Genomic DNA, 22,488 nt, shown 5'->3' on the forward strand with positions numbered 1-22,488 from the left:
CGCTTCTATGTGGTAATTAACATTTACAATGTAACAGAAACATAATTAATACCTTCATTTATATCCATGTCATATCTTTTTTGTTCTATTATAGATATAATATCTCTTATTTCAATCCTATAAACAATAAGATAACTCATAACCATACTAATATTAGTTTTATTTTCTCTAAGAATTTTCTTGAAATATTTTTTTTGAAATTCACGTTCTCGTTTTTCAATGAAATTAGGATCATCCTTTTCATATATTGATGCATAGGGCGTTTTTTCTAATATGTTTTTAAATTCTTCTATATTATTTATATAACAAAGTTTTTTAAGTTTTTCCTTTGAAAACTTATGCCCATTATATATAGTATAGTTAAACAGTTCCTCTGGAGGTATCTTGTAAAAAGTCTTCCCCCTATATATCCAGCCTAAATTTAAAAGGTCTGCTTCAAGGCTCATTATGCTATACACTACTTCTTTATTCTCCTTGTCTAAATGTTTAAGTTCCCGGCGTATGGACGTAAAATAAACAAAATCCAGTTCAGTTTCAATTCTAAACAAACCCTTAGCACTTGCAATCTTAGCTAAATTCTTTAGGCTCTTATAATATATACTACCTTTTAATCCGTCTATTACCTCTTCTACACTTTTTAAAGCTAATAAGTAATCATAATTAATTTTATTTAAGGAACTTCTGGCAATTAGCTTATTATCTATTTCGGCGCGGCTAAATCCTAAATATTTACCCCTTATAATTACTTTTAAATCTTCTATTTCCCATCTTACAAATAAAGTTTTTATGAGATTCCTATATTCACCATCAAAATAATTTATAAATTTACTATAAGTACTTATGTAATACTTATGCAAAATAGTTTCTAAATTACCCCGATGAATCTTCTCTAAGTTGTACCCTTCTAAAAGTTCACCATAGCTAGTTTCCTCTTTTAATAGTTTAAGAGTGCTTTTGAAGTCTTTACAATTTAGTAATTTGGAGTACTGCTCTCCGCTCAGCATCTTCCCCATCATTGCCTTTACTTTAGTATTTATAGCACTAAACTTAACAACACTTCCCATATGTTTTCACTCCTATAGTGGCTTTATTATTCTATTAAATACTTCCTCTACTATCTGTAATTTATTTATTTGATATTTAGTATTAATATTATTTAATCCTTCCTGCTTTTCACTTATTATGTTTTTAGCTCTACCCTCTGCCTCAAGTATTTTTTCATTACTTATAGCATTTTTAATAATTTTAGATTCTTCTTGAAAGCTGCTCCTCATATCCACAATTGTTTTTTCAAGTTCATCTTGTTTTTCTTTTAGCAGTTCATCAATGCCCTTTCTATATCCTTCAGCATCTTTGTCTATACTCATTATTTTATTCATTACAAATTCCAAAGCATCGCCCCCAATATTATTAAAATAACACATCATTAGTTTTTCTATAATAATGAAAAATAACCATCCTTTGATTATATTCTCTTTAAATAGTAATGTCGAAAGCTATTTTTGACATTATATTAGCATTTAGTAATGAATTTGAGTGTTTTTACAATATATAACGTAAATAGCTGACATTACCTGTGTTTATCGCAGAGACTCACATATAAAAACCTTACTTATAAACTATATCTTTTTATTACCTAGGTGATGTAGTATAATTAAATACTATTACTAAATAAATTTATTAATCAAGGAGGTAATTATGAAAGATAACATAGAAGAAATTGAAGCTAAACTATTCAACTATCTTTATGAAAATAGAGCTGCATCCCCACAAAGCGTAGCAAAAATAAAGTTAGGTATTGATTTAGGTAAGGGTAAGGGTGATCTTAGATTATTTAAGGCATCACTTGACTCACTAGTTAATAAGAAATTTATAAAAAAACAAGAGGACAGAGGAAATTATAAAATTAGTGACAATGGAATAGAGCATATCGAAGGAACTAAGGCTATTGTAGAAACTGAAAATACCCAAGAAACTTAAAAAAGAGCCTACGGCTCTTTTTTTATATATCCTATTTAAAATTCATATTTTTTACGTAGTATCCAAGTGTTTTCTTGCCACTCATATATTGATATATTATTAAATTTGCATTGAAAGCTACAGGGTTTAGTATTAACATATTCCCAAAGTTCAGGGTATATATCATTAACTTTTTTAGATGCAAGGGTTATATGAAAAATCTTGTTTTTGCCATCTTTTTTATCAAAATCAATATAAGTCAATGAATCAATAGTATCAATGAGTTTGTCATGAAGTTCTTTCCCTTCCTTAGACATCTCCACTTTCATATAAACAACCCGCTGATCAAAGTGGTCATAATTATTGATATCATAAGAAGCACCGCTATTCTCTTTGCTAAATATCTCTAATGCAATTTCTAAATCACCAATACTTCCTCCATATTCAAAAGGTGCTTTTATGGTAAAGTGTGCAGGCAATTTGGAGGATTTTGCACCGAATTTCTCAAATATCTCCTGCCGCAAATTATCATTAAAAACACCCGCTTTTCCATTTACTACACTAACTATTACATATCTCACTTTAATCACTCCCGAAATATATTTCATATTATTAATTATTTACCATTCTAATAAATATTATAAATCTTTTTATAGATTTAATAAGTATCATCTTATTTTTGCTAAATAAAAAACGGCCCAGAGAGTATCTAGGCCACGTGTAATATCAAATATATAATAGATATATTATACTAGTAAAACAGGAAATATTACTATAGATGGTACTGTCATTGGTTATGATAAAAAAGTTGAAATAACAATAAAGGTTATTTCAACTATAATTTCTATAGCGGATAAGAAAATAGAAATGACAGTTGGTGATGAATATAAACTACCTTAAACTTTAAAAGCTAATATGAGTGATGGAACAATACAAGATATTGAAGTAACTTGGGGTTCACAAAAATTAGATAAAAAAAAGTGAGTATAAATGATTCAAGGAGGTAATTATGAAATATAACATAGAAGAAATTTATAAAAAAACAAGAGGACAGAGGAAATTATAAAATTAATGACAATGGAATAGAGCATATTGAAGGAACTGAGAATATCCCAGAAAATTAAAAAAAGCGGCCTAGATACACAAATTTATGTGTCTAGGCCGCAATATGTCTATTTAACTGCTTTTAATTTTGCTATATCATTCCAGTTACTGCTTGTTATAATTTCAACATTTAAAATATCTTTTCTAAGAGCCTCAACATTGCCTTTGATATGAGTGATGTCATTTTGCATCTTATCATGCTCTACTGAATTTACGTTTGAATTATGCTCTAATTTTTTTAATATTTGATTGAGGTAGCTGCTTGTATTTTTGACCTGCCATCCAAATTTACTGCTTGTATCCGTTTATCACCAGGCTCAAAATATGGACTTTTTATCAGCTTTATACCCAGTTGTTCGCCTTGACTTACAATGGTTTGATTTGTTATATGTGTAATGGTATCTATATTTTCCGCTTTCAAGCGTAAAGTTCGGATCGGTTGAATGGTAAATATAAGTAGCTGCATCATTAACAACCCACAACTGCCTTCTTCTAGAAAGGTTTTCTGCTTCAACCCTTAATGGCGTCGCTTCGGTAATAACCCTTTCTTTCCCTACTCGAGTATCTTTACTCCAATAGATCTCAGGCAAATCCCTATAATCAAAATTATCCATTACCTTCGCCTCCATAAAACACACTGAGTGCTAGTTACCTGTTATGCTAACAGTCAATGTTGTGCTACAGGTATATGCATTTAAAAAAATCCAAAATAAAAAGCGGCCCAGATAACATAAAAAATTATGTATCTAGGCCGCAATATGTCGATTTAATTGGCGGGAATATGTGTGAATCGAACACACCCATCGTGGTATTAGCACGACAACACAGTTTTGAAGACTGGCAGGCACACCAGCACCTATCTACTCCCATGAATATACTAATTATAGCATATCTTAACCGTATATTCAATAGCAATATGCATGATTTTGTCGAATAAATTAATATTTAGCTTCTATTTCTAACTATCTTTATATAACACTCTATCATTTTCTACTCTTTTGGTTAATTTTATGCTATCAAAATGTTCTAAAAGCGCTACCGCAAACTTTCGACTTGTGTCAAATACTCCTCTAGCGGTTGATGCCGCTATGCTGCCGTGTTCTTTAATATAGTTATATACTAGTGTTTTTGAATTTTCATAATGCTCTTTTGTAAAAATACAATCCTCAGCTACTTTTATTAATTCTTCATTATCCATAAGCGAATCAAAAACCATTTTAAAGGTCTTTTTATCCTTTTCATTTATAGCTAAGTCAGTATATTTAGGGGTATTGTATCCACCCTTATCATAGGCCTCAATAATGCTCTGTTTTAATTTTTCTTGCTCCACTGTATATTGTATCCTAAAATCGTATAAACATACGGATTTTTCAAATACTTTTATAGCATTTCTATCTTCCATAAGCAATAACATTTCATCATAGGTTTTTTGCTTTATATTTTTGCCGAAAATCTTATTTTTTATTTCCTCTTTTGGCATACCAGCCTTAAGTGGATTTTCATTATGATATACTATTAAAATTTTCTCTATTTCCTCTATCTTTTGCTTTAGGAAATTCTTATGTATATATATTGTCTTATCTAGAGCTGTTAATTTAATTATTATATTATCCTCTACCAGTGTTTGTAATTTATCTTCTATGCCTTCTTCATTTTTGCCTAAGGCTTTTAAAATCACAGAAGCATCTGGATAATCCCCACTTAATTTGCTAAGAGTATGCTCTAAAATATTTTCAGTTTTACCACTTTCTTTAACTTTAAGATCTTCTACATACTTTTCATTAAATCTTTTAGCCTTTTGCGCAGCAGGTTCAATAATAGTGCCCCCAGCTATAGTATGCATAGGTGAATAACTTCTAATTACATATCTATCATTTCTTTGAGCATTTATAGGTTTTTCAAGTCTTAATTGTACATAAGCACTTTCCCCTGGTGCTATTTCTTCTTTATCTAATATAACAACTCTACAGAGGATTTCATCTGTTCCATGATATAATCTAACTCTTTGCCTATTAACTAGTGGTTTTTCTGCGCTCTTTAGATAGTAAAGCGCACAATCTATTGAAAATGAAGGTTCCATTATATTTAATTTAGAAACTACATCCCCTCTGCTTATTTCACTTAATTTTAAATTAGCCAGGTTTATAGCACATCTTTGCCCCGCTTCTCCAAACTCCTCAGGTTTATCATGGATTTGAATACCGCGAACCTTTGTAACTACTTTTGAAGGATATACTTCTACCGTATCTCCCACCTTTATTCTTCCGCTTATTATTGTTCCAGTTACCACCGTGCCAAAACCGCTTACAGAAAATACTCTATCCACAGGTAATCTAAAATGCCCTTCCGTATCTTTAGCAGAAGCTTCTTCTGTGATTTTATCAATAGCAGTAACTAGCTCATCAAATCCCATTTTTGTTTTTGAGGATACTGCATGAATAGGTGCATTTTCTAAAAATGTTCCTTTAAATTCATCCCTTAAATCGCCTTTAATCATTTCAATCCATTCAGCATCCACCAAATCTGCTTTTGTAAGAACTATAATTCCTTTTTTAACATTTAGTAGTTGCAATATTTCAAAATGCTCTCTAGTTTGAGGCATAATACCTTCATCTGCTGCTATAACCAGTAGTACCACGTCTATACTACTTATTCCTGCTAGCATGTTCTTAATAAATTTTTCATGACCTGGAACATCAATTAGCCCAGCTCTTCTACCAGATGGTAAATCAAAATAGGTAAATCCTAAATTTATAGAAATACCTCTGTCCTTTTCCTCTTTTAAAGTATCTGTCTCTCTACCGGTTAATGCTTTAATTAAAGAAGTCTTTCCATGATCTATATGCCCTGCCGTTCCTATAATAATATGCTTCATATATGCAACATCCTTTCCATAAAAATATGGGCATGCAAGTTAATTATACATTTTGCATGTTTTTAAAAGCCTCTACAATAATCCCATAATCTTTTTCGAATAGTGTTCTAAGGTCCATTATAACTTCATTATTATTAATTCTTACAATTATAGCTACTTCATTCATTCTCAGAGTCTCTTCTATTTGCTGAGCGCCGTAACTTTCACTTTTTATTTTTATAACATAAGTTTCTAATTTTTCTGTGGGCATCGAACCCCCACCAACCATTGAGTAGTCATTATCTATAGTGAAAGTGAATTTATCAGTTTTATTTTGAAGCATTCTTTTTAGTTTTTTAGCACTTTTCTTAAGATCTTCCGTGTTACATAAAAGCATATTTAAAGTTGGTATGTTTTTTATAGCCTCTGTTTCTTCTAAATAGTGTGCAAGAGTACCTTCTAAAGCTGCCAAAGTCATTTTATCTATTCGGAGCGCCCTAGTTAATTGATTTTTCCTCATTCTATCAATATACTTTTTTTTCCCTACTATAATTCCAGCTTGAGGACCACCCAGCATCTTATCTCCACTAAAGGTTACTACATCTATACCCTTTTTTATGCTTTCCTGAACTGTTGGCTCATAGACAAATCCATATTTTGAAAAGTCTATTAGCACGCCACTTCCTATGTCTTCAACTACGGGTATATCTTTTTCATTTCCTAGCACTACTAAGTCTTCTATAGATACTTCCTCTGTAAATCCCATAATCTTAAAATTTGAAGTGTGTACTTTTAATAGTACTCCTGTATTTTCTGTAATATTATCCTCATAATCATATAAATGAGTTCTATTAGTTGTACCAACTTCTACTAGTTTAGCACCACTAAATTTCATAACCTCAGGAACCCTAAAAGACCCACCAATTTCAACTAATTGCCCTCTAGACACTATTGCTTCCTTTTCCCTGCACAATGTATCTAGCGCAAGCATAACTGCTGCTGCATTGTTATTTACCACCATAGCGGCCTCGCCGCCAGTTATTTTTATAAGAATGTCTTCTATATGTGAATATCTAGAGCCCCTTTTGCCTTTATCAATATCATACTCAAGGTTATTATAATTCTCGGCAACATTAATTACTCGATCTATTGCATTCTTTGATAAAAGAGATCTACCTAAATTTGTGTGAATCACAGTTCCCGTAGCATTTATAACTTTTCTAAGCTTTGGACTATTCTTTTTATTTAATAGTTTGACAGAATAGCTTATTACTTCTTCCTTAGTTAAGGCTTGTATTTCATCATTTAGAATTGCTTTTCTATAAACTTCTATAGCCTCTCTTAAAGAATCTAATACAAGAACTCTTATATTACTTTCTAACTGCTTCTTTATAATTTCTTCTTGAAGTAGCTCATCTACCTTAGGTAAGCTTCTTAATAATTCTCTATTCATAGTAATCCCACCCTGCACTTATTTTGTTAACTAAATAATCCTCACAAGTGTTTTAATATGGAGAATTTTCACTACTCCACGATTATATATTTATCTTGCAAAGGGATTACTTCTCCAATTATTTGTGATTTTAATTCTAACTCATTTAACCTACTCATAAGTTTTGTCGCCTCAGCTTTTGTGCAAGATACTAAAAGACCACCTGAAGTTTGAGGATCAAATAATATGTCCTCTAACCATTCCGGTATGCTCCTAAGCTCATATTTATCCTCTAAGTATACTTTGTTGTTATAGGTGCCTGCAGGCACTAGCCCCATTTTTGCATATTCTTTAGCTTCTTTTATGTATGGTATATTTTCTTTAAATAATTTTAAACTTACATCTGATCCCTTAGCCATTTCATAGCAGTGACCCATAATACCAAAGCCTGTTATATCCGTACAAGCACTTATTTCATGCTCCATAATGATTTCTCCAGAATATTTATTTAAAGTACTCATAACCAAAACTGCAATGTCGTAAGCCTCTTTTGAGGCCATCTCAGCTTTTATTGCGGTATTGATTATGCCAGTACCCAAGGGCTTTGTTAAAATTAGAACCTCTCCTATATTACAGCCGTAATTTTTAAGCACCTTATCTGGATGTACTATTCCCATAACCGATAGACCATATTTAGGTTCATCATCCTGTACTGAATGCCCACCTATTACTATTGCTCCAGCTTCTATTACTTTATCTGCTCCACCTTTTAAAATTTGTCCAAGTATATCTATATTTAAACAATTAGGAAAACATACTATATTTAAAGCTAAGGTTGGTTTACCTCCCATAGCGTACACATCACTTAATGAATTTGCTGCTGCTATTTGCCCAAAGGTATAAGGATCATCTACTACAGGTGTAAAAAAGTCTAAGGTTTGAATTACTGCAATTTCCTCACTTAATTTGTACACCGCTGCATCATCCGAAGTTTCAATTCCAACAATTAAGTTTTCACTTTCCATTTTAGGTAATTTACCTAGTATCTCCGCCAAGGCCCCTGGCCCTATTTTCGCTGCTCAGCCAGAGGTTTTTGATAATTCTGTAAGTCTTTTTTCCATGTTAAAACCTCCTTGTAGTTCTCTGTGACAGAAAACAATTATGGATTGTTTTCTGCCCTCGTAGTTCTCTGTAATTAGTAATAATTATTACTAATTGTTCAAGATAATTTTATACCATTAGTCACTTTATGTCTACCTTATCTATAAATTTGCTTAAGGTCTTTTCTCCAATACCATCTACTTTTGTTAGCTCCTCTACAGACTTAAATCCTCCGTTTTCTTCTCTATATTTAATTATCCCATCCGCTTTTGTATCTCCTATACCTGTAAGGGTCTTTAATTCTTCTTTATTTGCAGTGTTTATGTTAATAATAACATTCACTACCTTGGAACTTGAAACTATAGCCTCACTGGTTTTACTTTGGGAATTTCGCAGCTTATCCGCCTGGCCCTTTTTATAAATCACAATGCAATCTTCATCCTTTAATTTTTCAGAAAGATTGGTTGCATCAAGATCTGCATCAAGGGTAACGCCCCCCGCCAGCGCTACAATATCATTCACCCTACTTTCCTTTTTTATTTCATAGACCCCTGGATATACTACTGCTCCCTTTATGTCCACTTTAATATTGCTATCTTCTACTGTATTTGACTTAACAGCTGCATTTGATTTAAGCGCTGTATTTGATTTAGTGGTAGCCGCGACCTTTTCGTCTTTTTTTTCTGAAGCTTTATCAGTTTCTACAAATATATCTTTATAATCTTTATCATTAATAGATTCTTTCGGACCGGACATTGTATATCCAGCAATTATAAATACAATGCTTATGCATAAAATAACTATAGAGCCTATAATTTTTTCTTTATTTTTCATAAATCCTCCCTTTTGCCCTCTGTGACAGTGGAACAATTTGCCTTTATTATAAAATTATTGACAACTTTTCGTAAATACTGTCGCTAAGAAAGAATTATTTTGATATAATATAATTATTGAAAACTGGGAGGTAATTTATGAGGAAATTTATCACAATAATATTTACATCGTTTTTTTTGCTTTTTAATATAACCGGAGCGGTACAAGCAATAGTAGCCCCTCCAGTGGCATCAGCTGATAGTGTAGTTTTAATGGATGCTACTACAGGCACCATACTCTATGAAAAAAATAAGAATTCTGCTTATCCCCCAGCTTCCACTACTAAAATAATGACTATACTTCTAGTCTTAGAGAAATGTAATTTAAGCGATGTGGTAACTGTAAGCAAAAATGCGGAGATGACTGATGGTTCAAAAATATATCTATTTGAAGGCGAAAAGATTACTGTAAAAGAATTGTTATACGGATTAATATTAGCTTCAGCTAACGACTGCGCTGTAGCCCTGGCAGAGCATGTAAGCGGCACTACTGAAAAATTTGCAGTGCTTATGAATGAGAAAGCAAATTCACTGGGCTGTAAAAACACTAATTTTGTCAATCCTAATGGCTTATATGATGTTAAACATAAAACTTCAGCTTATGCCTTAGCTTTAATTATGCAGGAACTTACTAAACATGAAGAATACAAAAAGATAGCCACAACTCCTTCATATACAATGGCATCAACTAATAAATCTGTGGAAAAACGTCCTCTTTGGAATGGTAATAGGCTAATACATAAAGGCGACCAATACTATTATGAGAATTGTGAAGGTGGAAAGACAGGCTATACTATCCAATCAAAGCATTCTTATATTGCCACGGCTAGTAGAAATGGTCAAAAGCTTATAGTCGCTCTTGTTCACGACTCTAAAAAGACTTTTTTTGGGGACAGTATAAGCCTATTGAATTATGGATTTGACAATTTTGAGCTTTTTAAATATTTTAATGCGGACCATGAAGTATCAAAATTAACTTTAGATGATGGTACACTTATTCCACTACTTGCCTCAAAGGATTTTTATATTGTTAAAGCTAAAAATTCACCTCCACCTTCAACTCCGACTATTAAAACTGATCAAAATAATTCAAACCTAGCTACTATTGCTAAAGGTGATAAAATAAGTAAAGCAACAATTACTTTTGATAAAGATTCCTACAATTTAGATTTGTCTAGCGGAGTAAATTATTCTAAACCTCCTTCCCCAAACAATGGTTTTTTTAAAGGTGATTCAAAAAACTTTAAAGGTTCTGCACTTTTATTAAACACAATAAAATATTTTGCCATTACCCTAGCAGTATTAATAGTATTTTTCAGATTAAAGCATATAAAAAGAAAAAGAAAACACAGATTGAGTAGATATATTGATAATTTAAATCGTAAAAGGTAACACATAAAGAAAGCAACAGATTCATACTAAATAGTATAAATCTGTTGCTTTCTTATATTTCACTTTCAGCTTTTAGTTTACTTATTAAATTCACTATATCATCTGGAAGCTCCGCCTCAAGTATAAGCTCATCACCAGTTCTTGGGTGTGGAATAATTAATTTATAAGCATGAAGTGCCTGCCTCTCAATATAATGACTTTCGGAACTACCATACAGGCTATCTCCATAAATCGGATGACCAATATGACTTAAATGAACGCGAATCTGATGTGTTCTACCAGTTTCCAAAATCAATTTTAAAAGGTCACCATTTTTAAAAGAATCAATAACTTCATAATGAGTTATACTTCTTTGTCCCTCTTCCCAAACTTCCCTTGCTGCACCTTCTTCATTGGGTTTTCCAATAGGCAAATCAATAGTACCTGACTTATTTTTCATATTGCCATGTACAACCGCCATATAGCTCTTCTCAAAGGTTTTACACTGCAGGTCTTTGCTTTGCAACGTATTATCCTTTTGCATGTCTTTGCTCTGCATGTCTCTGGCTAAGGCCATATGTGCAAATTGATTTTTTGCAATTATTATTAGACCTGAAGTATCCATATCCAATCTACTCACCAGTCTAACAATGCATTTTTCATTTTTTTCTTTAAAATAATATGAAACACCATTAGAAAGTGTCCCAAAGGGATAACCCTTCGTGGGATGAACCACTATACCTGGACTCTTATTTATAACTATAAGGTCTATATCTTCATATACCACATCCAGGTTCATCTTCTCTGGTTCAATGTTTTGATGCTCATTCGTCTTCATATCAATTTCTATTATATCCTTTGAATTTATTCTATGATTTAGCCTGGCAACTTTATTATTTACACTTATTTTTCCACTAAGTCCTGAGCTTTTTAAAAATCTACTAGATAAATTCTCTGTATACTTTAAGTAATCTCTTAATTTCAATTCATGAATATCTTCCTTAACTACATATGTTAATTTATTAGTTAGCACTAATTTATTAGTTAGCACTAATTTATTAGTTAGCAATCGCAATTACTTCTATCTCTAGTAATGCATCCTTAGGAAGTTTTGCTACCTGAACGCAAGATCTAGCTGGTGGATTTTCTTTAAAATATTGTGAATATACTTCATTCATATCAGCAAAATCATTCATATCCTTTAAAAATACTAAAGTTTTTACTACCTTATCTAATGATGTTCCTGCTTCTTCTAGGATAAATTTCAAATTATCTAATGATTGTGCTGTAGCTTTTTTTATATCATCATTTATAAATTCTCCAGTAGACGCGTTTATTGCAAGTGATCCTGAAGTATATACCATACCTCCAACTTTTACTGCTTGAGAATACGGTCCAAGAGCTGCTGGTGCTTTAATTGTGCTTATAATCTTTTTTTCCATTTTTTTCTCCTCCTCATAACTTTAGATAGTGTAAACACTATCTTTGCATAGTATCCCTAGGTGAAAAATATTAATACATGTATTCATGATCTTCACCTAATAACACTATTATATCAAAATTCTCCTGTTTTGACGATAAAAATTCAATATTGTCTATTTTAAAATCTTTTATCAAAGCAGTTTTTATGTCGTTATTGCTATTATATACTAAAATCTTAGTTTTACTAACAGCATCACCATTTTCTGTTACAGGTTTATTATAGCCTTTTTTCACTAGATATATTGAGAAATCACTAGCTAGCCCTGCTTTTTTAGTGCCATTAATTATCTTTATTCTAAGCTTTGACTTATCAATATATAACACCTTACTATCATATAATTTTGAAATAGTATCCTTATTTTGAGCTTCATTATATACCAAATATGATTGACCATTTATCTTCTTATCATCACCCTTTATGGTAGCCATAGAGAGATTTTCCTTATCTATCTTAGCAAATATGTATCCATACTTAATTATATCATTGGCCTCCATATTAGTTTCTACAGAACTTTGAATTGCTGATAAAATACCTGGGATTTTAATAACTATAAGTGGACTTTTTATTTTTTCCATAACTTTGCTAATAAATATATGTTGATTTTCTATTCTCCCCAGATCTCCATCTACCAGGCCACTTCCATCATTGTTTTTTCTCCATCTAAAAAATTCTTCAGCTTTTTTACCATCTAAATGAATTTTACCTTTTTTAAAATGAATACTTAAATTTTGTGTGGGGTCATCATAATCCATTGTCCTTGTTATATCAACATCCACTCCCCCTATAGCATCAATTACTTTCCTAAAGCCTTCATAATTGATTTTACCATAGTAATCAATTCTAATATTTAATAGCTTTTCTACGGCATCAACAGCATAAGTTACCCCGCCAATAGCATGAGCAGCATTAATTTTTTGATTTTTGTTCTTTATCTTAACTAGAGTGTCTCTTGGAATAGAAACCAAGCTTATTTTTTTATCTTCTGAATTGTAATGTGCCAGGATCATTGTATCTGTCCTTTTAGGATCATCCGCATTTGTAGCCCCTGGAGTACCCACATCTACACCCATAACCAATATGTTACAAGATTCTCCAGTTTTAATTATCTGTTCTATCTCGCCATTACTTAACTTAGATGTTATGTCTTTTTTAGATAAATCAACTGCACTATTATTAAGACTAGATAAATAGTAATATAGCCCTCCAAAAATTAATATACCCGCTGCCACCACAAAAAAAATGGTACCAACTGCAATTTTTTTATAATTTACTTTTCTTTTTGTTTTTTTCCTCATCTTCTCACCTTCTATTTTTACTTAATAAATAATTTCTTGCGTGGATTGTATCTATATGCAATAATTCTTTTTGACTTATAACGTAGATAATGGTGTTTTCAAGAGACTGTATCAATGCTGCATCTAAATTCGTAAGGCTTAGGGTTCTGAGTTCCTCTACACCCTTGAACTTTCTTAATGGCTCAATGTAATCTGATATATAAATTATTTTTTCTAAAATACTCATGTTTTTTCTACCCGTAGTGTGATACGCAATAGCGCTCAAAATATCATCATCTTGGATTTCCATCACTTCTCTAGCTATTATACTTCCAACTAATCCATGCAAAATAGATGGATTAGTTGTATATATTTCATCTATATGTATTCCATGATCACTGGCCATTTTTATAAGCTCATCAGCCTTCATATTCTTAGCACAGTCATGAACTAATCCTGCAATTCTTGCACTTTCTATATCTTCTCCATATTTAGCTGCGAGAGTTACTGCAGTTTCACTAACACTTAAACTATGTTTCAATCTGCCTTCACTTAAATTCATATGCAAATAATAAAGCATATCTTCCTCATTCCACATTTAACTCCTCCTAATACTCCTCTTTTACAGAAGATAATTACAGATGGTTTTTCTACTCTTTGTAAATCTTACTATTTATATAGATTGTGAACATGAATTATTTCCTCTACGCCTCTAGGCAAAAGGTAATTAACTTCCCTACCTGCTTTTATATTATTCCTAATACTGGTTGAAGATACATCTATAATTGGCATATTAATATAAATTATTTTTTTATTGAACTTTTGCTCTATATAGCGCTTTTGCCTCGCAACTTCTTCCACTGTAAATCCTGTCCTATTATAAACTACAATCTTACAACTATTGAGAATTCTATCTACATTTTTCCATTTATCTAATTCCATTAAGCTATCTACGCCGATTAAAAAATACCATTCTATATTACTTTGAAATTCACTAAAAAGTTCAACAGTTTCATAGGTATAGCTATTTTCTTTTTTATTTATTTCATAATCACTTATTTCAAAATGGTCTTCGGATTCTATTGCTCTCTTAACTAAATCATATCTAATTTGAGCGTCTGTAATTTTCTTGTCTCTTTTATGTGGTGGATTTCCTGCGGGCATGAATAGAATTTTGTCTAAATCTAAATTATATAATGCTTCATAGGCAATATGAATATGTCCGATATGAATTGGATCAAAAGTTCCTCCAAAAATGGCTTTTTTCAAAACAACACCCTCTTTATTTTCTAATAAGGCATCAAAACAAACTAAGCCTTCTTAACAATGGCTAGAATGGCTTCGGCTATCCTAGCCGCGCATACTAATAATATATTTTTCAAAGGCAACTTGGAAAATACTAGCACAAACTATGATTTTCCATAGAGGAAAAAGCATGTAAAATTACATGCTTTTATGTCAATTCAATTGTGGGCTTTTTTAAAGACCTTTTGTATAATACACATTTGCTACCAATGCTCTGAACTCCTTCAGCGCCTATAGCCTCACAAATTATATCTGATGCTTCTCTAGCAGTTAGTCCACTATTATTTAGAACCTTAATTTTAATAAGTTCTCTAGCTTCTAGCGCCTCATTTAACTGCTTTAAAAAATTTTCTTCTACCCCTGCTTTTCCAAGCTGAAATATTGGTTGTAATGTATTTGCAAGAGTTCTTAAATAACTTCTTTGTTTACTTGTAATCATAATATCCTCCTAGTTTGAGCAATGATCAATTTTTAATGATCAATGATCAATTGTGGTCATTGGTCATTTGTCATTGATTATAATAAGAATTCAAATTCAAAGTTTTGTAATCTCACTAAATCTCCGTCTTGAATTCCTTTTTCAACTAGTGCATCAAATACTCCCTTATTTTTTAATACTTTGTGGAAATATTTAAGAGAATCCGGTTCATTTATATTAACAGCATTTAGCAATCTATCAACAAAGCTTCCTTCAACAACAAAAGTTCCCTCATCATCCACATTAATAGTGTAGGTGAATTTCTTGTCTTCTATTATGAATCTATCCTCATCGTTTATTACGAGTTCTGTAACTGGAATAGTAGATAACATTCTTGCTGCTTCTTTCATAAGCGCTTCTACGCCTTGATTTGTAGCTGCAGATATTTTGAATATCTTACTATTATCATATCCCATTTCGTTTAATTTTTTCTTAAAGTTTTCAAAAACTTCATCATCAAATAGCATGTCGCTTTTATTACAAGCTACTATTTGTGGTCTATCCCATAGCTTAACACTATATTTTCTAAGTTCTTCATTTATTTTCACAAAGTCCTCTACAGCATCTCTACCTTCAATTCCTGAAATATCAACTACATGAATAAGCATTCTAGTTCTTTCAATATGTCTTAAAAATCCTATTCCAAGACCTACTCCTTCAGCTGCTCCTTCAATTATTCCTGGTATATCAGCCATAACAAAACTCTGTGCACCTTTCACGCTTACTACTCCTAAATTAGGTTTTAAAGTAGTAAAGTGATAATTAGCTATTTTAGGTCTTGCTTTTGATACTACTGAAAGCAAGGTTGACTTACCTACATTAGGAAATCCTAGTAGTCCAACATCAGCTAAAATCTTAAGTTCAAGCTTAATCCATCGTTCTTCTCCTGGCATTCCTGGTTCTGCAAAGTTTGGTGCTTGCCTTGTAGGTGTACAAAATTTAACATTACCTTTTCCACCGTGTCCAGCTTTGCAAACTCGATAAGTTTCACCATCATGAGCTAAATCATACATTATTTTATCCGTTTCCACGTCACGTACAATAGTTCCCATTGGAACTTTAACATACAGGGTCTCTCCAGCTTTTCCATAACACTTAGAACCAGAACCTTGTACTCCATTTTTTGCTACATATTTTCTCGCATATGAAAAATCTAATAAAGTAGTCATACTAGCATCAACTACCAGTATTACATCTCCACCATTTCCACCATCTCCACCATCTGGACCACCCAATGGTATATATTTTTCTGTTCTAAACGAAACGGCTCCATTTCCACCATTCCCTGATTTAACAAAAATTTTGGCTGTATCAATAAACATATATTTCACCTTACCTTAGCTCATTTTCTATTTTTTTTAACTTTAGTCATTAGAATAATAATCTATAAGCTATATTATTATCAAAACCACATCTATAAATTTTAAAATCATCTATTTCTATATCTATTTGTTGCCATTCATCCATCCAGCTTATTTCGCCTAACATGGTTTCATTATTAGTAAGAAGTAAACTTTCACCTAATTCATCTTGAAATATATAAATGTAAACAAAGTTTTGATCAGTAGCTTCTATCTCCATAAATATAGTGTTAACCAAATCATTTTTTTTATTATATTGGTTTTCAAAAATTTTATTTTTAAAATTACTAATCTCAATATCTATCTCAACTTTAACTTCATTTGCCCATAATTTTTTAATATTATTCTCAAGGCATAGTGAAAATCCATCATCTTGCAATTTATAAATTTCACTAATAGTTTCATTTTGCTTAGATAATCTATCTATATAATCTAAGGCACCTTGAGGTCTTTTAATCTGCAAATAACCATATATAACTTGAAGATCATTCATAAAATCGTGTCTTTGTTTTCTAAGTAAGCTTATATAATTTTCTAATTCATTCATTACTATCCTCCGAAAGAGAATTTTAAAAAAGCACCCTTTAAGGGTGCCTTAAACTATTCAGCCATTGCAATTGCTTCTACTTCTTCATCAACAGGATAAACGCTTGCTTTTTTCTTCATTTTTCCCATTCTTTCGAATTTTACAACTCCATCAACTTTAGCGAAAAGAGTGTCGTCTCCACCTATTCCAACATTTGTTCCTGGATGGATTTTTGTTCCTCTTTGTCTTACTAAAATATTACCTGCAAGAACGAATTGACCGTCTGCACGTTTAGTCCCAAGTCTTTTTGATTCACTATCTCTACCGTTTCTTGAGCTACCTACTCCTTTTTTGTGAGCAAATAACTGAAGGTTAATAACTAGCATAGTATCACACCTCCTCTGTTTCTAGTTTTATATAGTCACCATAAGTAATTTCTATACTTTTAAGTCCAAGCATCATTGTTTCTAATAAAACTTGACATCTTTCAATATCTTCCAAAGTTTGATTTTCTAAATTTATATTCAGAAATCCATCCTCTATATAATACTTTACCTTAATTTTCAAAACTTCCTCAATCCCAATTACTGTAGTTTGAGAAATTGCTGAAATAGCAGAACAAATTAAATCTACATCTAACTGTTCTTCCTTTGGCATAGCATGACCTTTTATTTTAAAAGAAACTATTTTACCTGTTCTTCGAACAAATTCAACTTTAACCATAATTAAGCTTCAATCTTCTCGATTTGAATCTTAGTATATGATTGTCTATGTCCTTGTTTCTTTCTATAATCCAATTTTCTCTTGAATTTGAAAACTATAACCTTTTTAGCTTTTCCTTGTGCTAATACTTTAGCAACAACTTTAGCTCCTTCAACTAGAGGTTTTCCAACTACTAAACCCTCTTCCTTGCCTACTGCAAGAATCTCTGAAAATTCAACTGTTGTTTCAACTTCAGCATTCAATTTTTCAACGAATAAAACGTCTCCTTCTTGAACTCTGTATTGCTTTCCACCAGTAAGTACTACTGCGTACATAAAATACACCTCCTTGATCCAGTCTCGCCATCCCAGGTACATACCATATGTAATTGTTTGTATCAAGTATGTTTCATAACCTTGTGTGAGCGGTCTACAAAAGCCATTTTAACATATATCTATACCTTTGTAAAGCATATTTACCCATATATCTTATATGTTTGCAAATTTCTTATTTGATTTGCAAAAATTAGCGATTCTACTTTAAATTTTTCTAAGTGAGGGATAAAGTTTACATATACACTATTTTCTAGTGCCCCTATAAGCCTTACAAATTCTAAAACATCCTCCATTATATCCTTTTGGTAAATTTCATCAATTTCTATATATATATCTTTTATGCCCTGTTCCTTGTGTATTTTAGAAATTTCATTTTTTATTAAAAACTGAATATAGGATAATTTAACCCTACTACTTTTACCAAGGCAATGCTTGCAAGGTTCTTCAATAAACTCATATATAGACTTTCCTCTCCTACGCCTTGCAATTTGAACTAAATTAAGTTGGGTAAAGGGATAAATTACAGTTTTATTTTTATCATCTGCAAAGCCTACTCTTAGAGTATTTAGTATACTTTTCCTAGCATCTAAATCTTCAATGTCAATAAAGTCTATTATAATAATCCCACTTAAATTTCGGAGTCTTATTTGTCTTGCAATTTCGTCAGCTGCTTCAATATTAGTGCTTTGTGCAGTCTTTTGCAGCGAATGACTTTTAACATTCTTTCCAGAATTAACATCAATTACATACATTGCCTCAGTTTTATCAATTACAATATTCCCTCCACATTTTAATGAAATTCTATGATTTCTTAGACTCAGTATTTCTTTTTCTATTCCATAATAATCAAATAACATTCTACTTTCCTTATGAAGCTCAACTTTTACTGAGATATCAGACCTGTGATCTGTAAATTTTTTTGCATATTCAAAATCACTTTCATTGTTTAATACTATTTTAAAAGTATTTTTATCTAAAATATCACGTAGAGTTCTATTTATTGCTCCAGCATCGCTAAATAGTAAAATAGGATTTCTTGAATACTGCGCATGATTTATAACCCCTTTGTATATTTCATACAATTCCTGGACTTCATCATTTAGAACGCTAAGGTCTACATCAAAGGCATTAGTCCTAATCATAACCCCTACATCCTCTGGTTTATTTAATCCACTAGTCACCATATCTTCAAAATCACTATTGTTTATCTTTTTAGAAAAACTTATGTCCTTATTCATGTTTACAATTACAGAATATATTCCTGCAATACCAAAAGCACTAGTAACTTTTGCTCCTTTTTTATCTATTCCCTCTTTTAAAATTTCAACTATTATTTCGTCGCCTTTTTTTATCTTTGTATTATTAAACTTTTCATCTAAATACATATAACAATCTTTATCGTGCCCAATATCTACAAAAGCACACTTAATTGCTGGAACAATATTTTTTACAACCCCCTTATATATTTCTCCAGGGATTGGTCCATTTGAATCCTCTTCTATGAAGCATTCCTTTAATTTGTTATTTTCTTTTATAGCTATTCTTAGAAATTCTTCTTGTCTTTCAATATATATTTCTTTCACTTTAACTCAGCTCCTGTTTTACTAATTTTTAAAAAACTCGCTAAGAGTGACTAATTTATCGTCTTTAGTTCCATACATTTCTTCTCTCTCAATATCAACAAAAGCCTCTTTATTGATATAAGCAGTATTCCCCACAATATAATCTGCCAGTAGCTGCGCTGATAAATTATTGCGGCTTCCACAAGCAACAAGCGTTCTAATAACAAGTATAGAACCCTCTACCTCATATTCGAATTTATACACTAATGGTTTTATATTAACCATTTTTTCACCACTTTTTTTACTAGTCTTAATAATGTTCCATTCGCTTTTGGCAAGGAGGCTTTGTAAAATTTCTAATACTTCCTCTTCCTTAGTGCACTTTAGTTTGATTTTATATTTTGCAGCATCTATAGTTGCCATAGCTTGTGCCGGTTTTTTTCCCTCACCGGGAATAACTTTTACCACATCTAAAATTTTAATTCCCCTGGGCGAATTATCATTCATCTTATCCATAATATATTTTTCGTCGTTCTCACAATTTAAAACTACATCCATGTATTCTCCCCTAGAATGTGTTCCTACAGACAATGGCTGTGCAATAGACACTGCCATGTGAGGATTAAAACCTTTTGAATATTCTACTGGAAGTTCCGATCTTTTAATTATTTTTTGTAGGGTTCTCATTAAATCTAAGTGAGCAATAAATTTTATCTCACTGTCTTTAGTATACTTAATTAGATAACGCACTATGGAAACACGTCCCTTCTTTAAAATTAACATTAACACCGCAGTCTGTACATCCTAGTTTACAATTTTGTGTTAATTCTGCTTTTTTAGCTTTTTCATTTTCTAAAATTAAGTACTCTTTATTCACTCCAATATCTATGAAATCCCAAGGAAGTATCTCATCATAGCTTCGCTCTCTATAAGCGTAAAAACTACCATCCACGTTGCATTCAACCATAGCTTCTTTCCAAAATTCAAAATTGAAATGCTCAGACCAACCATCGAATTTTGCGCCCTTTTCAAAAGCCTTTATTATAACATCACAAATTCTTCTGTCTCCTCTAGCAATAACTGCCTCTAGGTATGAAACTATAGATTCATGATAGTTATACGTAACTGCCTTACTTGTTATAGCGTACTTAACTGCTTTAATTTTTTCTACTACCTCATCCATGGTGCTTTGCGGTGCCCATTGGAAAGGTGTAAATGGTTTTGGTACAAATATAGCGGAACTTGTAGTAACCCGAAGGCCCCTTTTTCTTACTTCTTTAGGAATTTTAAAGTATTCTCCTGCAACCTTATCTGATAACTCTGCAATACCACGTACATCTTCCATAGTTTCATAAGGAAGTCCCACCATAAAATAAAGCTTTATAGTTGACCAACCGGAAGCAAATACGCTACTAGCTGCCTCTAATATTTTCTCTTCTGTAACACCCTTGTTTATAATATCTCTCATTCTTTGAGTTCCTGCTTCTGGTGCAAAAGTTAAGCCAGTTTTTCTTGCCTTTTGTATTTGATTTATTAAATCCACAGAAAAAGAATCTATTCTAATGGAAGGCAAAGATACGCTGAGATGGTTTTCTTTATTTTTTTCCATAAGAGTAGCTATAAGGTTGTGTATATCTGAATAATCACAAATGCTCAGTGAACTTAGTGATATTTCCCTATATCCTGTACTTTTTAGTAGCTTATCTGCTGCCTCTACAAGTGTATCCGTAGTTTTTTCTCTTACTGGTCTATATATCATGCCCGCTTGGCAAAATCTACATCCATTAGTGCACCCTCTAAAGGTCTCAAGGATTACTCTATCATGTACTATTTCTATATATGGAACTACCATTTCTTCTGGATAGGCAACCTTATTAAAATCTGCTACGAACCTTTTCACAACGTGGCTTGGAACATCTGGGTATTTAGGCTTAAATTCCTTAATAGTGTTATCTTCGTTATAGGATACCTCATATAAGGAAGGCACATATATTCCTCTAATTTTAGATATTTCTCTCAAAAATTCACTTTTCTTACTTTTGCCTTTGTACTTTTTATAAACATCCATCACGTCATTCATTATTTCTTCGCCTTCACCAATCTCAAAGAAATCCACTATATCATGCAGTGGTTCAGGATTATAAGCACAAGGTCCACCAGCCATTATTATAGGTTCGTCTTCACCTCTTTTTGAGGCTCTTATAGTTATGCCTGACATATCTAGCATATTAAGTATATTAGTGTAACTCATCTCGTATTGGAGAGTAAACCCTAAAAAATCAAATTCATTTAGTGAATCCTTGCTCTCTAGTGCATACAGGGCTATATTGTTTTCTCTCATTTGCTTTTCCATGTCTGGCCAAGGAGCAAAAGCCCTTTCGCAATAGGTGTCAGCTCTAGAATTTAACACATGATAAAGTATTCTACTTCCTAAATGGGACATGCCCACCTCATATACATCTGGAAAACAAAAAGCAAATCTTATATCCACACTTTCTATATCTTTATAACAACAATTAAGTTCTCCGCCTACATATCTGGCAGGCTTTTCAACTTTAAATAAAATATCATCAGAAATTTTGTTCATAGAAATCCCTCCTGGTTTTTTCACTAAGGTAGTTAATAATTGAAGCTCCAACTACCTTAGGTTTCTCACATTGTTTTATTTTAACACAGGAAAGTTAAATCTCAAAACGAAAATTAGTTATAACCACATTTCAAATAAAATAACTAGTAAATATATCAGTCTTTAAAAGGCTGGTATATTTA

25 protein-coding genes and 1 tRNA gene are annotated in these 22,488 nt (G+C 31.8%); 2 read left to right on the forward strand and 24 right to left on the reverse strand.

The window, feature by feature from the left end; all coding sequences use genetic code 11:
- Positions 1-23: 23 nt before the first annotated feature.
- Positions 24-1,064 carry a V-type ATPase subunit gene (locus ACREV6_RS23470; protein ID WP_431580452.1) on the reverse strand — a complete coding sequence of 347 codons (1,041 nt, stop codon included), beginning with the start codon at positions 1,062-1,064 and terminating at the stop codon, positions 24-26.
- 12 nt (positions 1,065-1,076) lie between these two features.
- Entirely contained in the window at positions 1,077-1,391 is a 315-nt protein-coding gene (locus ACREV6_RS23475; RefSeq protein WP_431580453.1) for a hypothetical protein, read from the reverse strand.
- 307 nt (positions 1,392-1,698) lie between these two features.
- Here ACREV6_RS23475 and ACREV6_RS23480 point away from each other — a divergent pair, with 307 nt between their 5' ends.
- On the forward strand, positions 1,699-1,980 hold the full coding sequence (locus tag ACREV6_RS23480; RefSeq protein WP_431580454.1) for a hypothetical protein: 282 nt from the start codon (positions 1,699-1,701) through the stop codon (positions 1,978-1,980).
- Between the two features lie 35 nt (positions 1,981-2,015).
- Here the strand turns inward: ACREV6_RS23480 and ACREV6_RS23485 are convergent, their stop codons facing one another.
- The 8 genes from ACREV6_RS23485 to ACREV6_RS23520 form a co-directional block, all read right to left on the reverse strand.
- Entirely contained in the window at positions 2,016-2,540 is a 525-nt protein-coding gene (locus ACREV6_RS23485) for a 2'-5' RNA ligase family protein (RefSeq protein ID WP_431580455.1), read from the reverse strand.
- Positions 2,541-3,131: 591 nt separating this feature from the next.
- Positions 3,132-3,254, reverse strand: a complete 123-nt coding sequence (locus ACREV6_RS23490; RefSeq protein ID WP_431580456.1) for a hypothetical protein — start codon at positions 3,252-3,254, stop codon at positions 3,132-3,134.
- A 126-nt stretch (positions 3,255-3,380) separates the two neighbouring features.
- Positions 3,381-3,692, reverse strand: coding sequence for a hypothetical protein (locus tag ACREV6_RS23495; protein WP_431580457.1), 312 nt, complete (start codon positions 3,690-3,692; stop codon positions 3,381-3,383).
- A 142-nt stretch (positions 3,693-3,834) separates the two neighbouring features.
- Positions 3,835-3,931: transfer RNA gene (locus ACREV6_RS23500), tRNA-Sec, on the reverse strand.
- Positions 3,932-4,021: 90 nt separating this feature from the next.
- The gene (gene selB / locus ACREV6_RS23505; RefSeq protein ID WP_431580458.1) at positions 4,022-5,938 is read right to left on the reverse strand and encodes a selenocysteine-specific translation elongation factor; all 1,917 of its coding nucleotides are present in this window, start codon (positions 5,936-5,938) and stop codon (positions 4,022-4,024) included.
- A 43-nt stretch (positions 5,939-5,981) separates the two neighbouring features.
- Positions 5,982-7,370, reverse strand: a complete 1,389-nt coding sequence (selA, locus tag ACREV6_RS23510) for an L-seryl-tRNA(Sec) selenium transferase (RefSeq protein WP_431580459.1) — start codon at positions 7,368-7,370, stop codon at positions 5,982-5,984.
- Between the two features lie 71 nt (positions 7,371-7,441).
- On the reverse strand, positions 7,442-8,470 hold the full coding sequence (gene selD / locus ACREV6_RS23515) for a selenide, water dikinase SelD (RefSeq protein WP_431580460.1): 1,029 nt from the start codon (positions 8,468-8,470) through the stop codon (positions 7,442-7,444).
- Positions 8,471-8,591: 121 nt separating this feature from the next.
- Positions 8,592-9,284, reverse strand: coding sequence for a helix-hairpin-helix domain-containing protein (locus ACREV6_RS23520; protein ID WP_431580461.1), 693 nt, complete (start codon positions 9,282-9,284; stop codon positions 8,592-8,594).
- Positions 9,285-9,421: 137 nt separating this feature from the next.
- Here ACREV6_RS23520 and ACREV6_RS23525 point away from each other — a divergent pair, with 137 nt between their 5' ends.
- The gene (locus tag ACREV6_RS23525) at positions 9,422-10,714 is read left to right on the forward strand and encodes a serine hydrolase (RefSeq protein ID WP_431580462.1); all 1,293 of its coding nucleotides are present in this window, start codon (positions 9,422-9,424) and stop codon (positions 10,712-10,714) included.
- Positions 10,715-10,766: 52 nt separating this feature from the next.
- Here ACREV6_RS23525 and ACREV6_RS23530 read toward each other — a convergent pair whose 3' ends face one another.
- The 14 genes from ACREV6_RS23530 to ACREV6_RS23595 all read right to left on the reverse strand — a co-directional run bounded on the left by ACREV6_RS23530 (position 10,767) and on the right by ACREV6_RS23595 (position 22,306).
- Positions 10,767-11,744 carry an RluA family pseudouridine synthase gene (locus ACREV6_RS23530; RefSeq protein WP_431580463.1) on the reverse strand — a complete coding sequence of 326 codons (978 nt, stop codon included), beginning with the start codon at positions 11,742-11,744 and terminating at the stop codon, positions 10,767-10,769.
- A gap of 7 nt (positions 11,745-11,751) precedes the next feature.
- Positions 11,752-12,135, reverse strand: coding sequence for a RidA family protein (locus ACREV6_RS23535; protein WP_431580464.1), 384 nt, complete (start codon positions 12,133-12,135; stop codon positions 11,752-11,754).
- 70 nt (positions 12,136-12,205) lie between these two features.
- Positions 12,206-13,471, reverse strand: coding sequence for an LCP family protein (locus ACREV6_RS23540; protein ID WP_431580465.1), 1,266 nt, complete (start codon positions 13,469-13,471; stop codon positions 12,206-12,208).
- 4 nt (positions 13,472-13,475) lie between these two features.
- The gene (gene yqeK, locus ACREV6_RS23545; protein ID WP_431580466.1) at positions 13,476-14,048 is read right to left on the reverse strand and encodes a bis(5'-nucleosyl)-tetraphosphatase (symmetrical) YqeK; all 573 of its coding nucleotides are present in this window, start codon (positions 14,046-14,048) and stop codon (positions 13,476-13,478) included.
- A gap of 71 nt (positions 14,049-14,119) precedes the next feature.
- A complete protein-coding gene (gene nadD / locus ACREV6_RS23550) occupies positions 14,120-14,719 on the reverse strand; it encodes a nicotinate-nucleotide adenylyltransferase (RefSeq protein WP_431580467.1) in 600 nt (199 codons plus the stop codon).
- 184 nt (positions 14,720-14,903) lie between these two features.
- Complete coding sequence (locus ACREV6_RS23555) at positions 14,904-15,194, reverse strand: YhbY family RNA-binding protein (protein WP_431580468.1); 291 nt, start codon at positions 15,192-15,194, stop codon at positions 14,904-14,906.
- A 77-nt stretch (positions 15,195-15,271) separates the two neighbouring features.
- Entirely contained in the window at positions 15,272-16,555 is a 1,284-nt protein-coding gene (gene obgE / locus ACREV6_RS23560; RefSeq protein ID WP_431580469.1) for a GTPase ObgE, read from the reverse strand.
- 49 nt (positions 16,556-16,604) lie between these two features.
- Positions 16,605-17,141: a Spo0B domain-containing protein gene (locus ACREV6_RS23565; RefSeq protein ID WP_431580470.1), complete on the reverse strand. Its 537-nt coding sequence runs from the start codon at positions 17,139-17,141 to the stop codon at positions 16,605-16,607.
- A 53-nt stretch (positions 17,142-17,194) separates the two neighbouring features.
- Positions 17,195-17,506: a 50S ribosomal protein L27 gene (gene rpmA, locus ACREV6_RS23570; protein ID WP_431580471.1), complete on the reverse strand. Its 312-nt coding sequence runs from the start codon at positions 17,504-17,506 to the stop codon at positions 17,195-17,197.
- 4 nt (positions 17,507-17,510) lie between these two features.
- Positions 17,511-17,843: a ribosomal-processing cysteine protease Prp gene (locus ACREV6_RS23575; RefSeq protein WP_431580472.1), complete on the reverse strand. Its 333-nt coding sequence runs from the start codon at positions 17,841-17,843 to the stop codon at positions 17,511-17,513.
- A gap of 2 nt (positions 17,844-17,845) precedes the next feature.
- On the reverse strand, positions 17,846-18,157 hold the full coding sequence (rplU, locus tag ACREV6_RS23580; RefSeq protein WP_431580473.1) for a 50S ribosomal protein L21: 312 nt from the start codon (positions 18,155-18,157) through the stop codon (positions 17,846-17,848).
- Between the two features lie 140 nt (positions 18,158-18,297).
- Entirely contained in the window at positions 18,298-19,740 is a 1,443-nt protein-coding gene (locus ACREV6_RS23585) for an Rne/Rng family ribonuclease (RefSeq protein ID WP_431580474.1), read from the reverse strand.
- 21 nt (positions 19,741-19,761) lie between these two features.
- Positions 19,762-20,502 (reverse strand): TIGR03936 family radical SAM-associated protein, encoded by a 741-nt coding sequence (locus tag ACREV6_RS23590; protein WP_431580475.1) that lies wholly within the window; start codon positions 20,500-20,502, stop codon positions 19,762-19,764.
- The gene (locus ACREV6_RS23595) at positions 20,453-22,306 is read right to left on the reverse strand and encodes a TIGR03960 family B12-binding radical SAM protein (protein ID WP_431580476.1); all 1,854 of its coding nucleotides are present in this window, start codon (positions 22,304-22,306) and stop codon (positions 20,453-20,455) included. Before ACREV6_RS23595 ends, ACREV6_RS23590 begins: the two co-directional genes overlap by 50 nt.
- Positions 22,307-22,488 lie beyond the last annotated feature (182 nt).

The organism is Clostridium sp., from assembly GCF_050717515.1.
GTDB lineage: Bacteria > Bacillota > Clostridia > Clostridiales > Clostridiaceae > Clostridium_AD.

Bases quoted from the DNA above. Each gene is read 5' to 3' on its own strand.
- ACREV6_RS23470 (WP_431580452.1), bottom strand. From the start codon at position 1,064: ATGGGAAGTGTTGTTAAGTTTAGTGCTATAAATACTAAAGTAAAGGCA.
- ACREV6_RS23480 (WP_431580454.1), top strand. From the start codon at position 1,699: ATGAAAGATAACATAGAAGAAATTGAAGCTAAACTATTCAACTATCTT.
- ACREV6_RS23490 (WP_431580456.1), bottom strand. From the start codon at position 3,254: ATGCAAAATGACATCACTCATATCAAAGGCAATGTTGAGGCTCTTAGA.
- ACREV6_RS23495 (WP_431580457.1), bottom strand. From the start codon at position 3,692: ATGGAGGCGAAGGTAATGGATAATTTTGATTATAGGGATTTGCCTGAG.
- selB (WP_431580458.1), bottom strand. From the start codon at position 5,938: ATGAAGCATATTATTATAGGAACGGCAGGGCATATAGATCATGGAAAG.
- selA (WP_431580459.1), bottom strand. From the start codon at position 7,370: ATGAATAGAGAATTATTAAGAAGCTTACCTAAGGTAGATGAGCTACTT.
- ACREV6_RS23520 (WP_431580461.1), bottom strand. From the start codon at position 9,284: ATGAAAAATAAAGAAAAAATTATAGGCTCTATAGTTATTTTATGCATA.
- ACREV6_RS23525 (WP_431580462.1), top strand. From the start codon at position 9,422: ATGAGGAAATTTATCACAATAATATTTACATCGTTTTTTTTGCTTTTT.
- ACREV6_RS23535 (WP_431580464.1), bottom strand. From the start codon at position 12,135: ATGGAAAAAAAGATTATAAGCACAATTAAAGCACCAGCAGCTCTTGGA.
- ACREV6_RS23540 (WP_431580465.1), bottom strand. From the start codon at position 13,471: ATGAGGAAAAAAACAAAAAGAAAAGTAAATTATAAAAAAATTGCAGTT.
- yqeK (WP_431580466.1), bottom strand. From the start codon at position 14,048: ATGTGGAATGAGGAAGATATGCTTTATTATTTGCATATGAATTTAAGT.
- ACREV6_RS23555 (WP_431580468.1), bottom strand. From the start codon at position 15,194: ATGATTACAAGTAAACAAAGAAGTTATTTAAGAACTCTTGCAAATACA.
- obgE (WP_431580469.1), bottom strand. From the start codon at position 16,555: ATGTTTATTGATACAGCCAAAATTTTTGTTAAATCAGGGAATGGTGGA.
- ACREV6_RS23565 (WP_431580470.1), bottom strand. From the start codon at position 17,141: ATGAATGAATTAGAAAATTATATAAGCTTACTTAGAAAACAAAGACAC.
- rpmA (WP_431580471.1), bottom strand. From the start codon at position 17,506: ATGCTAGTTATTAACCTTCAGTTATTTGCTCACAAAAAAGGAGTAGGT.
- ACREV6_RS23575 (WP_431580472.1), bottom strand. From the start codon at position 17,843: ATGGTTAAAGTTGAATTTGTTCGAAGAACAGGTAAAATAGTTTCTTTT.
- rplU (WP_431580473.1), bottom strand. From the start codon at position 18,157: ATGTACGCAGTAGTACTTACTGGTGGAAAGCAATACAGAGTTCAAGAA.
- ACREV6_RS23590 (WP_431580475.1), bottom strand. From the start codon at position 20,502: ATGTTAATTTTAAAGAAGGGACGTGTTTCCATAGTGCGTTATCTAATT.
- ACREV6_RS23595 (WP_431580476.1), bottom strand. From the start codon at position 22,306: ATGAACAAAATTTCTGATGATATTTTATTTAAAGTTGAAAAGCCTGCC.